Below are 12,389 nucleotides of genomic sequence, written 5' to 3'. Positions count from 1 at the left end.
GGGGCTGCGGCCATACAGTCCGATGCGGGGCGGCAGGCGGCACAGGGCGGCGCGAAATGCGATCGAACGTGCAGCCGACGTGGCGCCGCAGCTTCCAATCCGCCAATTGACAAGCCGGTCCAAGCCTGCCCCCAATTGGCTTCCGAGAAATCCCAAAAGGTCCACAAAGCGGTCGCTCATGTTGCCGACGGCAGGGCAGAAGGAATGAACATGAGAGCTGGACGCAAGTATTTTATCTACGACGTATTCACCCAGCGTCCTCTCGACGGCAATCCACTCGCCGTGGTGATCGATTCGGAGGGGCTCGATACGGCTGCGATGCAGGCGATCGCGCGCGAATTCAACCTGTCCGAGACCGCCTTCGTGCTGCCGCCCAAGAACCCGACGCACAAGGCGCGCGTGCGCATCTTCACCCCCGACTACGAGATGCCGTTTGCCGGGCATCCGACGGTCGGCACGGCGATCGCGCTGTCGGAGATGGCGGAGGGGAACGACCTTGCCGGCATTTTCGTGCTCGAGGAGAATATCGGCCTGGTGCGCTGTGCCATCGACAAGCTGGACAACGGCCTGTTCGCCGAATTCGACGTGCCGCAGTTGCCCGAACAGTTGCCGCTCTCGGCCGATCCGGAGGCCATCGGGGCAGCACTTGGGCTCGGGCCGCACGAGATCGGCTTCGAGAATCACCGCGTGTCGCTATGGTCGGCCGGGGTGCCTTACATCGCCGTGCCGGTCGCCGACCTCAAGGCCGCTGCGAAGGTGAAGCTGAACAACGATGCCTGGGTGGAGTTTTCTCCGCGGAAAAGCGAGTTCGCGGTGGCCAGCGCCTACATCTACGGCCGCGAGACGGTGGATCACACCAGTTCGTTCCATGCCCGCATGATCGTGCCCGGCAACCCGTCCTACGAGGATCCGGCGACCGGTTCGGCGGCTGCCGCCTTCGCCGGCACGATCATGCGCTTCGACCAGCCCACCGACGGCAGCCACCGATTCTGGATCGAGCAGGGAATCGAAATGGGCCGTCCGTCCAGAATCAGGCTCGAGATCGACGTGGCCGGCGGAAAACTGGCGGCTGCCCGCATCGGCGGGCATGCCGTGCGCGTCGCGGAGGGTGTTCTGCTGGCCTGAGGCGCAGGAATTTCGGCCGTCGCGAAGAAAATGTGCCGGATGGGGTGGACAGGCGAAAATGCGTTGGCTATATGCCGCCCACGGTCGCTGAAACGACTGTGTGGGTGCGTAGCTCAGTTGGTAGAGCAGCTGACTCTTAATCAGCGGGTCACAGGTTCGATCCCTGTCGCACCCACCACTTTTCTCCTTACGATCCGGGATGTTGGCGAGGTTTCTTAACGATGCCGAGCGCTTCGCCCCCTGCTCCCGGAGCGGAGTTGGAGTAGAAGCGATCGACGGTCGCGGGACCGATTCTTGAGGGGCGCAGGGAACGCGATGCAGAAGCTGCAAGCCGTCCTGGACGAGATCGTCGCGGAAATGTCTGCCCAGGCGGATCGCGGCGAGGTCGCCACCTACATCCCCCAACTCGGCAAAATCGACCCTGGAAAGTTCGGGATCGCCGTCGTGCTCAACGACGGCTCCTCGGCGGTTGCCGGCGACGCCGAGGAGCCGTTTTCGGTTCAGAGCATCTCCAAGGTGTTCACCCTGGCGCTGGCGCTCGGGCGCGTCGGCGATGCCTTGTGGAATCGGGTCGGGCGGGAGCCGTCGGGCACGCCGTTCAATTCCATCGTCCAGCTCGAGCGGGAAGAGGGCATTCCCCGCAACCCGTTCATCAACGCCGGCGCGATCGTCGTCTCGGATATATTGCTTGCCGGCCACCAGCCGCGCGAGGCAATCGGCGAGATCCTGAGCTTCGTGCGAACGGTGGCGGATGACGACACCATCGTCATCGACGCAGACGTCGCCAATTCAGAGCGCGCCACCGGCTACCGCAATTTTGCCCTGGCCAACTATCTCAAGGGCTTCGGCAACCTGCACCATGCCCCGGAAATGACGCTCGGGGTCTATTTCCATCATTGCGCCATCGCCATGAGCTGCCTGCAACTGGCCAATGCCGGCCGTTTCCTGGCGAGTGCCGGCAGGGTGCCGTCTTCCGGCCATACCGTCGTCTCCAGCGAGCGCGCCAGGCGCGTCAATGCGTTGATGCTGACCTGCGGCCACTATGACGGCTCCGGTGAATTCGCCTTCCGGGTCGGCATCCCCGGCAAGAGCGGCGTCGGCGGCGGCATATTGGCGATCGTGCCGGGCGTGGCCTCTATCGCCGTCTGGTCGCCGGGCCTGAACGCTCGCGGCAATTCAATGCTCGGCTCGATCGCCCTGGAGCAACTGACCAAGCGGATGAACTGGTCGATCTTCTCCTCCCGGTCCGCCTAGCGTTCCCGCGGCACCAGGCCGGCATCTGGACACCGCGGCAAGATCCGCGAAAATGGCTGCGAAGGGACGTATAGCGCGGGCCTCCGTCCGGAGCCGAGGAACGAACCGTGACAATGGTCATTGTTCTGCCGACGGCCGGAAGGTCGCGGCAGCGCTCTCGCCGACGCCGTCATGGCCGGCGAGGTAGGGAGATCGCATATGGTCGATGCCAGTCCGAGGAACCAGGGCCAGACGGCCGAGCGGCCGCTATTTCGGTCTCACCCGAGGACCGCACTGCCGACCTTCGCCGCCACTGCGGCGGTCGTGGCCATACTCTACTTCGCCCGCGACGTCTTCCTGCCACTTGCCATCGCCGTTCTGCTGACCTTCGCCTTGGCGCCCATCGTGTCGTCGCTGCGGCGACTAGGCATCCCCCGCCTCGCGGCTGTCATCATGTGCGTTCTGGCGGCATTTGCCGTCGTGGGCGCTTTCAGCTTCGTGGTCGTCTCGCAGGTGGGCGAAGTGGCCGAGAACGTGCCGACCTACCAGGCCAATATCCTTGAGAAGGTCCGGTCGCTCAAGGACGCCGGCAGCGAAGGCGGCATCGTCGACAGGCTGAGCAAGGTCATCGAGCGCGTAGGCCAGGAAATCGAGAGGCCGGAAGTGGCCGAAACGCCTGTGGCCCAGCCATCCCGGCCCGACCCGTTGCTGGTCGAGATATTCACGCGGCAGAAGCCCATCGAGACCCTGCGCAACTTCATCTCGCCGCTCGTCGGGCCGCTGGCGACGGCCGGCCTCGTCGTCGTGGTCGTCATCTTCATGCTGATGGAGCGTGAGGACCTGCGCGACAGGTTCATCAGGCTGGTCGGCTACGGCGACCTGCACCGGACCACGGAGGCGCTCCAGGACGCGGGACGAAGGGTGGGGCAGTACCTGCTGATGCAATTGGTGGTGAACGTGCTCTACGGTGTCCCCATCGGCATCGGGCTATGGCTTCTGGGCATACCGAACGCGATCCTGTGGGGGCTGCTGGCGGTCGTGTTGCGCTTCGTGCCCTATATCGGCCCGGCCATCGCGATGATCCTGCCGCTGTTCCTGGCGCTCGCCGTGGCGCCCGGCTGGTCGCTCGTGCTGTGGGCTGCGGCGCTGTTCCTCGTCATGGAACTGGTCATCAACAACGTCATCGAACCCTGGCTGTACGGCTCGAGGACCGGGCTGTCGCCGCTGGCCATCATCGTCGCCGCCATCTTCTGGACCTGGCTCTGGGGGCCGATCGGCCTGGTGCTGTCCACACCGCTGACGGTCTGCCTGGTGGTCCTCGGAAAACACGTTCCGCAGTTCGAATTCCTCGAAGTGCTGTTCGGCAACGAACCCGTGCTCGATCCCAAGGAGCGGCTCTATCAGCGCCTGCTCGCCGGCGATCCGGACGAGGCGACCGACCATGCCGAAGAGATGCTCGAGGATGAGTACCTGGTCGACTACTACGGCGGCGTGGCGATCCCCGCGTTGCTGCTCGGCGAAAGCGACAGGGCACGGGGCGCGATGACCGACGAGCAGCGGACGCGCGTGGCCCAAAGCGCCATGGCGGTCGTCTCGAACCTGCGCGAGATCGCGCAGGACGAGGCAGATGAAGACGATGACGGCGACGTACCGGACGATGCCGAGGACGGGGACGGCCAATCCAGCATGGAACTGCCCGACGGATCGGGCAAATCCGTGCTGTGCGTCGGCGGGCGGGGCGAACTCGACGATGCCGCCGCCGCAATGCTTGCCCAGGTCCTCACTGTCCAGGGGGCGGAGGCCCGGACGGCCAGCCACGCGGAGGCGGAGCCGGCCAATATGCGCAACCTTCCGCTCGAAGACGTCGAAAGCGCGGTCGTCGGGTTCCTCAACGCCGATTCGCTGAACCACGGACGCTTCTTGGTGCGCCGGCTCAAGCGGTTCAAGCCGACGATCAGAGTTGGGATCGTGCTCTGGTCGGAAAGCAGCCCCGACCTGGATGCGGAACGGCTCGCGGGCGAACTGAATGCCGACTTCGTGGCATTCGATATCACGGGCGCCGTGACCGGCGCGCTCGCCGATGCACCCGCTGTGCCGCTGAGGCCCACCAGGCGCAAGATGCGGCGCCCTGCGCCGGCAAAGCGCACCAGCAAGGCCAGGGAAAAGGCGGCCGGCTGATCCATCCGCCGCGGCCCGGACCGCCGTCGCATCCGTCGATCGCTGCCCGATTGCTGCCGATATGCGGCCGCATGACGGCTGTCGAAGGGATTCGCCGGTCCGGCACGAAAAAGGTGCCATGGATCGTTTTTCGCCTCCGTGCATTGTAGGCTCGGCGGGCGATGCAACCTTTTGGGAGTGACGGTAATGAAGATGGCTGGTGTGAGTATCGCGCTTCTCTTGACGCTGGCGGCCTGTTCGCAGACCGAGCAGGGAGCGGCTATCGGGGGGCTTGGAGGCGCGGCGATCGGAAGTGCCGTTGCCGCACCTGGAAATCGCGCCGAGGGTGCGCTCGTCGGAGGCGCCGTCGGCGCAGTGGCCGGCGCGCTCATCGGCCGGGCGAACGAGCCAAACAGTTGCCGCTATCGCGACCGCTACGGCCGCACTTACATCGCGGAATGCCCGCGCGGATATTACTGAGGACCCGACCCGCATACCTCTGAAGATGCCGGAGGTGCCGACGCGCCTTCGGCATCGTGACCAGACGCTGTTTGATTGTTCGGGCTTCCAAGCCGAATCAATTTTAGATGCTATCTGTTTGTCGAAGCACGATTATCTTGCCACCTGATGGGCAGGCGGCCGAACTGACTACTCTTGCTGCGGGGCTCCGTCCCGATCCTCCCAAGCTCAGACAGGGACAAAAATGCCCCTTCGCCTCGGCCGGCGAAAAATGCCGTTCCACAATCTTGCCAAAATTAGCAATCGACAAAGTCTATTAATTTAATAGACTAACGGCATGATGGAGATTGCGATGGCACAGACCCAGTATCTCTCGAATGGCCGCGCCGCACAGTCGGCGGCCACCGCTGGCAAGCCGGCTACGGTTGCGCAGCTGGTTTCCTACCTCATCTTCACGGTCTCGTTCGGCTTCACCGTGGCGATGGTGATCGGTTTGATCCACTAGGCGGATCACCTGGGCGCCGATGGGCGCAATGTTCCCTCAATCGAATCGAAGAAGGTTTCAAAGTAGCGCGTGAACCGGCGCGGGCGGCGCCAGGACTGTCCCTGACAGACTGTTCCTGACATGACGGAGGAGATGCGATGCAGATCGACTTCACCCATTGCCCGGGCGGCGTTGCCGACAGTGACGAGCTTCACCCTTCCTACTTTGCCGACACCGCACTTGCCGTGCAACGGCTGCGCCAGCTCGAGAACGCCGGCTTCAGCCGCGTCATGATCGACGACTTGGCGGGGCTGCTCGCCAATATGGACCTCGCGTCGCTGGCGCTCAGGGCTACGCAATCCCTCGGCATCCTGGTCTCGCACTGGCCGGGCATCGTGGCGCCCGTGGTTGCCGCACGGCAGTTTGCGGCCCTCGACAAGCTGCGGCCGGGCCGGCTGTCGCTGCGTGTGCCTGCAAGCCGCGGCCTGCGAGGCATACCCGACGGGCTCGCAGCCTTCGACGGTCTCGACCGCACCGACGAATATCTGGTGCTGCTCAAGCGGCTGTGGACGAATATGCGGCCTTTCGACCACGAAGGGATATTCTACCGCGTCCACGGCGGCTTCGTGCCGCTGAAGCCGAAAGGCGGCGTCGACATCCAGCTCCAGCTCGGCGGCCAGTCGGGCACTGCACTGAAGGTGGCGGGCAAGCATGCCGATCTGTTCGAGCTGCCGGCTGGTGGGCTGGAAGAAACGCGCCGCCTGACCGAGCGGGTCAAGGTCGCGGCTCAGCCTTTCGGCAGGGCGGGCCGCGTAAGATTTTCGCTGCCGGTCCATGCCGGGGAGGGCGCGGAGGATTGGCAGCTCGGCGCTGCGCCGGACCGGGCGGCCGAGCGACTGGTCGCCTATGCCGAGCTTGGCGTGGCCGACTTCCTGGTCCACGGCCTCGACGACGCCAATGCGATCGAAGCATTCGGCCAGGAGATCGTCCCGCAGGTCCGGAGGATGTCGAGGCGCCACGATGCGCCGCCGACGGGGCGCAGAGGCAGTCCGGTGCAGTTGCGCCGCGTCGTCTAGGGCCGGCAGCTAGGCGTGATGCATCACGCCTGACACGACGTCGTCGTTGTCGGCGTCGCGGACCTGGGCCAGGCTGCGGTTGTCGAGCACCCCGGCGATGGCCTGCCTGACCTCCAGCATCATGTGGCGGATCTGGCAGGTGGCCTCGTCGCAGTCGTCGCAGGGCTGGTACTGGGTGCGGCTGGCGCAGGGAATGGGCGCCAGCGGCCCGTCGAGCACGCGCACGACATGGCCGATCCTGATCTCGGTGGCCGGCTTGGCCAGCCGGTAGCCGCCGTCCTTGCCCTTGCGGCTCTGGACGAAGCCGGCATTGCGCAGCTCGCCGAGGATGGCGTCGAGAAACTTTTTCGGAATGTTGTTGGCGGTGGCGATGTCGCCGACGAAGGCCAATTGGCCCGGCGGCAGTTGCGATAGATGGACGAGGGCCTTGAGGCCGTATTTGCCTTTTTTAGTCAGCATTGCGAGAACGCGTCATCGACTTCGGCTGCCAGTCGCAGCGAGTTGCAGAGGGCCGCGGATGACGATTCGTCCCCATCGCATTCCGGCTGTCATTAGAGATAAATTCCAGCGACTTGATATACAAGCCGAAAGCGGTTGAGATTCCGTAAGTTTCGGCCACCCTGGCGCGAGAATCCGCCTAATTGCCGGCGACCGACGCCGACAGCTACCCCCGACCGCCCACCGCCTGGCCACAAATGGCGAAAGCCGGCGCAGGCCGGCTTCCCCATATGCGGCGGCGATGCCGGACGGTTCAGCGCTTGCCGTAGATCTGTTCCAGCAGGCCGCCGGGACCGAAATGTTCCTTTTGGACCTTGTCCCAGCCGCCGAACACCTCTTCCACCGTCACGAGGCGGACATCGGGGAACTGCGACTTGAATTCGGCCGCTACGGCGGCATCGTGGACGCGGTTGCCGTATTCGGCGGCGATGCGCTGGCCTTCGGTGGTATAGAGGAAGTCGAGATAGGTCTTGGCGAGATCGCGCGAGCCGCGCTCGTCGACCACCTTGTCGACGATGGCGACCGGGAATTCGGCGAGCAGGCTGACCGAGGGGGTGACGCTTTCGACCTTTTCGGTGCCGTACTCCCTGGCAATGCCGCGCGTCTCGGCTTCGAAGGTGATCAGCACGTCGCCGATGCCGCGTTCGACGAAGGTGGTGGTGGCGGCGCGGCCGCCCGTGTCGAACACCGGCACGTTGTCGAACAGCTTGGCGACGAATTCCTTGACCTTGGCCTCGTCGCCCTTGAACGCCTCCTTGGCGTAGGCGGTGGCGGCGAGATAGGTGTAGCGCGCGTTGCCAGAGGTCTTGGGGTTCGGGAAGATCACCTGCACGTCGTCGCGGACGAGATCGGACCAGTCCTTGATGTTCTTCGGATTGCCGGCGCGGACGAGGAAGGACGGCAGCGAATAGAAGGGCGAGGCCTGGTTGGGGAAATCCTTCTGCCAGTCGTCGGACACGAGGCCGTTCTTGACCAGGAAGTCGACGTCAATCACCTGGTTGAAGGTGACGACGTCCGCCTGCAGCCCCTCGACGATGGAGCGCGCCTGCTTGGAGGTGCCGGCATGCGACTGGTCGACGGTGACCCCCGGATTTGCGGCGGCGAAAGCCTTGTTCTCGGCGGCGAAGAGTTCGCGGGCGACGTCGTAGGAGGCATTCAGAATCTTGTCGGCGGTCTGGGCCTGGGCAGGACCCGCGAGGATCGCGGCAAGTGCCGCGCCGACGAGTAGGAAGCGTTTCATTGGGGCGTTCTCCTGAGACTTGCGGCAAATTTTCGAAGTTGCGGCAAGTTACCGGGGAGCACCCGTGAGGAGGAGGCAGAGGCAAGTTGCCTCTGCACGATCCCATGGAACGAAATCCCAAATCTCGGTCGATTTCAGAAATCAGTTTCCAGGGTGATGTAAAACCCGCTGCCCCGAGAGCAACAGCCGACTATTTGTCGGTCACGCCGGCTTCTGCGAAGCTCGCCATCCTGGCGTGGCACTCGAGCGCCGAGCGGACGACGTTGACGGCAAGGCAGGCGCCCGAGCCTTCGCCCAGCCGCATGCCCATGTCGAGCAGCGGTGAAAGCTTCAGCTGTTCGAGCAGCTGCCGGTGGCCGGCCTCTGCCGACACGTGGGCGGAGAGGGTATGGGCCAGGCCCTCCGGATGTAGCTTCGCCAGTGGCGCCGCGGCAGCCGTGACGACGAAGCCGTCGAGCAGAACCGGCACGTTGCGGTGGCGGGCGGCGAGGGTGGCGCCGAGGATAGCGGCGAGTTCGCGGCCGCCGAGGCATGCGGCGACGCCGAGCGGGTCGGCGAGGCGGTCCCTGTGGCGGGCGAGGCCGGCGTCGATCGCCACGAACTTGCGCGAAAGGCCACTGTCGTCCACGCCGGTGCCGCGGCCGGCCCAGTCACGCCCGGTGCCGCCGAAGAGGCCGGCGGCGATGGCGGCGGCCGGCGTGGTGTTGCCGATCCCCATTTCGCCGAAGCAGACGAGGTCGAGATCGTCGGCCACGGCGTCGTAGCCGGTGGAGACGGCGGCGAGGAAGTCGGCCTCATCCATCGCGACGGTTTGGGTGAAATCGCCGGCGGGGCGGTCGAGTTCGAGCGGGATGACCGCCAGTTCGGCGCCGGCCAGGCGGGCAAGCTGGTTGATGGCGGCACCTCCCGCGGCGAAATTGGCGACCATCTGCACTGTCACTTCGGACGGATAGGCCGACACGCCTTGCGCAGTGACGCCGTGGTTGCCGGCGAAGACGATGACCTTGACCTTATCCAGCCTGGGCATCTCGCGGCCCTGCCAGCGGCCGAGCCAGGCGGCGATGGTTTCCAGCTTGCCGAGGCTGCCGCGCGGCTTGGTCAGCGTGTCTTGGCGGGCGGCGACGGCTTGTGCCGCGGCGTCGCTGCCGGCCGGCAAGTCGAGGCAGGCACTGCGCAATTCATCGAGCGATTTGAAGGCCATGGCTGCGAAAACTCCGAAATTGAATCAAGCCAGGATGACGGATGCGGTGAACAGAAGGGTGATCTCGCCGAGCTGTTGCAGGGCGCCGATGGTGTCGCCGCTCTGGCCGCCGATCTGGGCGAGGCAGAGCTTCCTGAAGGCGAAGAACAGGACGGCGAGGCAAAGGGCCGTGACGATCGCGCCCTTGAGGCCGAGGACGAACAGGCCGAGCGCGCCGATGACAAGGGCTGCGATCACAACCTTGTCGGCAACCGCGCCGACGCCTGCGGCCAGCCCGTCGACGCGCGCCTGGGGCAGGTGACGCATGAAGGCCGGGATCAGCGCGCGCGAGCCGACATGGGCGGCGACGAGCGCGGCGAAGACGGGCGCGGGGTCTTCCAGTTCGGCGACCGCGCTCCAGCGGGCCAGGATGGAGAGCGCAAGTGCGCAGGCGCCATAGCTGCCGATGCGGCTGTCGCGCATGATCTCGAGCTTGCGCTCGCGCGTGCGGCCGCCGCCGAAACCGTCGGCGGTGTCGGACAGGCCGTCTTCGTGCAGGCAGCCTGTGGCCAGCATGGCGGCGGCGATCGCCAGGGCAGCGGCAAGGTTGGGTGCAAGGCCAACCGCGGAGCCCGCGGCAAAAGCGAGCCACGCCAAGAGGGCCACGGCGAGGCCGGCGAGCGGCGCGGTCCAGATGGCGTCGGCGAGCGACCGGTCCCTGACCTCGAAATGCGGCAGCGGCAGGCGCGTGAAGAAGACGAGGCCGAGGCGCAAATCGTCGAAGATGCTGCCTGCCGTGGTCATGGCTCAGCCCCGCGCGATGGCATGGAAGAAAGTGCCGGTGACGTGGCCGCGACGGCTGCCGAAATTGCCGAGCGGGTTGCCCTGGCCGTCGGCAATCTCGCCGAGCGGTGTGTCGTCGCCGCGCTCCACCGTCTGGGCGTAGTGGAATTCGTGGCCGCGAATGACGCTGCCCTCGGGACCGAGCGGGCAGGGTGCCGAAAGTGTGGCCTGGCGGTAGCCGAGGTTCATCTTGCGCTTGGCGAAGCTGGTCGCGTGGCCGAGCAGTCCCAACATTTCGTGGGTGACGCCGTCGGCGTCCTCGATCGAGCGGCCGAGCACCATGAACCCGCCGCACTCGCCATGGACGGGTTTTGTCTCGGCGAAACGGCGTGTTCCTGACAGAAAATTCGAAGCAGTGGCGAGGCGTCCGGCGTGCAGTTCGGGATAGCCGCCGGGCAGCCAGCAGACGTCGCAGGAGGCGTCGGGAGCCTGGTCGGCGAGCGGCGAGAAGGACACCAGTTCCGCCCCCATGGCGCGCCAGTGGGCGGCGACATGCGGGTAGAGGAAGGTGAAGGCGGCGTCCTGGGCGAGCGCGATGCGCTGGCCGGGCGGCGAGAGCGCGAATGATCGGTCGCCGGCGCCTGGCGCCAGCGGCGTCGCCAGCTCGACGATGGCGTCGAGGTCGAGCGAGCGCTCGACCATGTCGGCGAGTTTTTCGATATGGGCGAAGAGGTCGGCGTGCTCCTCGGCCTGGACGAGGCCGAGATGGCGCTCGGGAATGGACAGCGTGGGGTCGCGCAGGATGGCGCCGACGACGGGCAGGCCGAGCGCCTCGATGGCGTCGCCGGCAAGCTTGCGGTGGCGGTCGCTGCCAAGCCGGTTCAGCACCACGCCTGCGATGCGGACGTCGGGATCGTAGGTGGCAAAACCCTTGGCGATGGCGGCCGCCGTCTGCGACTGGCCGGAGACGTCGAGCACGAGCAGCACCGGCAGGCCGTAGAGCCGGGCGAGATCGGCGGCCGAGCCGGAGCGGCCCTTCTCGGCAGGGATGCCGTCGAACAGGCCCATGGCGCTTTCGAGGATCACCAGTTCGGCATTGGCGGATGCGTCGGCGGCGAGCGCGTTGAGCAGCGACGGAGCCATGGCCCAGCTGTCGAGATTGACGCCGGGCAGGCCGGTGGCCGCCTTGTGGAAGCCGGGATCGATATAATCGGGGCCGGACTTTGCGCCGCGCACCTTGATGCCGCGACGGGCGAGCGCGCGCAGCAGGCCGATGGTGACGCTGGTCTTGCCCGAGCCGGAGCGCGGCGCGCCGATGATGAGGCCGCGCGCCGTCATTTTTGGCCCAGCAGTTCGGCGCGCAGCGAAACGATGCCGCCGATGACGATGAGCGACGGCGACACGACTTTTTCGCGCTCGGCGGTGGCGACCAGCGTGCCGAGCGTGGCAGTGACCGTGCGTTCCTCCGGCATCGAGGCGTTTTCGACGAAAGCGGCCGGCGTGTCGGCGGACAGGCCGCCGGCCATCAGTTCGGCCACCGTCTCGGTCATGTGGGTCAGGCCCATATAGATGACGATGGGCTGGCCGGTGCGGGCAAGGGCCGCCCAGTCGGGGCGGTCGTCGCTGACAGCCGCAAAGCCAGTGGCCAGGATGATCGCGCCGTTGACGCCGCGCATGGTGGCTGGAATGCCCGCCGAGGACAGGCCGCCGAAGGCAGAAGTGATGCCCGAGAGCACGCGCCAGGGAATGTTCTCGCGGGTCAACACCAGCGCTTCCTCGGCACCCCGGCCGAAGACGAAGGGATGACCGCCCTTGAGGCGCACGACCTTGCGGCCCTCGCGCGCCAGCCTGACCAGAAGCGCGTTGATGTCACCCTGCGGGATCGACAGCCGGCCGCCGCGCTTGCCGACGAAGAATTTTTCAGCCTGCTCGGCGACGGCGACGATTTCGGGCGACACCAGCGCGTCATGCACCAGCGCGTCGGCCTGGGCGAGCGCCGACAAAACGTCGAGCGTCAGCAGCCCGGGATCGCCGGGGCCGGCACCAGCCAGCCAGACATGGCCGGGTTCGAGCTGGTGCTGCTTGTAGTTCAAACGCGAGATGGCAGTTTCAAGGCTCATGCGTGTCGCTTTCGGCGATGACGTGCAGGCTCGT

At 66.1% G+C, this 12,389-nt stretch carries 12 protein-coding genes and 1 tRNA gene; 7 read left to right on the top strand and 6 right to left on the bottom strand.

Annotated features, from left to right (window positions below; translation table 11 throughout):
- The first annotated feature begins 210 nt into the window (after positions 1-210).
- The 7 genes from J2X50_RS02150 (at position 211) to J2X50_RS02120 (ending at position 6,534) form a co-directional block, all read left to right on the top strand.
- A complete protein-coding gene (locus J2X50_RS02150; protein ID WP_429091055.1) occupies positions 211-1,125 on the top strand; it encodes a PhzF family phenazine biosynthesis protein in 915 nt (304 codons plus the stop codon).
- Between the two features lie 102 nt (positions 1,126-1,227).
- Positions 1,228-1,303: transfer RNA gene (locus tag J2X50_RS02145), tRNA-Lys, on the top strand.
- A gap of 137 nt (positions 1,304-1,440) precedes the next feature.
- Positions 1,441-2,379, top strand: a complete 939-nt coding sequence (locus J2X50_RS02140; RefSeq protein WP_429091054.1) for a glutaminase — start codon at positions 1,441-1,443, stop codon at positions 2,377-2,379.
- A 198-nt stretch (positions 2,380-2,577) separates the two neighbouring features.
- Complete coding sequence (locus J2X50_RS02135) at positions 2,578-4,536, top strand: AI-2E family transporter (RefSeq protein ID WP_429091052.1); 1,959 nt, start codon at positions 2,578-2,580, stop codon at positions 4,534-4,536.
- A 186-nt stretch (positions 4,537-4,722) separates the two neighbouring features.
- Positions 4,723-4,995, top strand: coding sequence for a glycine zipper domain-containing protein (locus J2X50_RS02130; protein ID WP_340038821.1), 273 nt, complete (start codon positions 4,723-4,725; stop codon positions 4,993-4,995).
- A 331-nt stretch (positions 4,996-5,326) separates the two neighbouring features.
- The gene (locus J2X50_RS02125; RefSeq protein WP_429091050.1) at positions 5,327-5,479 is read left to right on the top strand and encodes a hypothetical protein; all 153 of its coding nucleotides are present in this window, start codon (positions 5,327-5,329) and stop codon (positions 5,477-5,479) included.
- Positions 5,480-5,616: 137 nt separating this feature from the next.
- Positions 5,617-6,534, top strand: a complete 918-nt coding sequence (locus J2X50_RS02120; RefSeq protein WP_429091048.1) for an LLM class flavin-dependent oxidoreductase — start codon at positions 5,617-5,619, stop codon at positions 6,532-6,534.
- Positions 6,535-6,543: 9 nt separating this feature from the next.
- Here the strand turns inward: J2X50_RS02120 and J2X50_RS02115 are convergent, their stop codons facing one another.
- The 6 genes from J2X50_RS02115 to cobA form a co-directional block, all read right to left on the bottom strand.
- Entirely contained in the window at positions 6,544-6,993 is a 450-nt protein-coding gene (locus J2X50_RS02115) for an RrF2 family transcriptional regulator (RefSeq protein WP_429091046.1), read from the bottom strand.
- A gap of 292 nt (positions 6,994-7,285) precedes the next feature.
- Positions 7,286-8,272 carry a sulfate ABC transporter substrate-binding protein gene (locus J2X50_RS02110; RefSeq protein WP_429091044.1) on the bottom strand — a complete coding sequence of 329 codons (987 nt, stop codon included), beginning with the start codon at positions 8,270-8,272 and terminating at the stop codon, positions 7,286-7,288.
- Between the two features lie 190 nt (positions 8,273-8,462).
- Positions 8,463-9,473 carry a nicotinate-nucleotide--dimethylbenzimidazole phosphoribosyltransferase gene (gene cobT, locus J2X50_RS02105; RefSeq protein ID WP_429091042.1) on the bottom strand — a complete coding sequence of 337 codons (1,011 nt, stop codon included), beginning with the start codon at positions 9,471-9,473 and terminating at the stop codon, positions 8,463-8,465.
- Between the two features lie 24 nt (positions 9,474-9,497).
- Positions 9,498-10,256 carry an adenosylcobinamide-GDP ribazoletransferase gene (gene cobS / locus J2X50_RS02100; RefSeq protein ID WP_429091040.1) on the bottom strand — a complete coding sequence of 253 codons (759 nt, stop codon included), beginning with the start codon at positions 10,254-10,256 and terminating at the stop codon, positions 9,498-9,500.
- A gap of 3 nt (positions 10,257-10,259) precedes the next feature.
- Entirely contained in the window at positions 10,260-11,573 is a 1,314-nt protein-coding gene (locus J2X50_RS02095) for a cobyrinate a,c-diamide synthase (RefSeq protein ID WP_429091038.1), read from the bottom strand.
- On the bottom strand, positions 11,570-12,355 hold the full coding sequence (gene cobA / locus J2X50_RS02090; RefSeq protein WP_429091036.1) for a uroporphyrinogen-III C-methyltransferase: 786 nt from the start codon (positions 12,353-12,355) through the stop codon (positions 11,570-11,572). Before cobA ends, J2X50_RS02095 begins: the two co-directional genes overlap by 4 nt.
- Positions 12,356-12,389 lie beyond the last annotated feature (34 nt).

Origin of the sequence: Aminobacter sp. BE322, assembly GCF_050433525.1 — a bacterium.
Taxonomy (GTDB): Bacteria; Pseudomonadota; Alphaproteobacteria; order Rhizobiales; family Rhizobiaceae; genus Aminobacter.
Note: the sequence above shows the minus strand (reverse complement) of the source record. Positions and strands in the feature narration are given on the sequence as shown.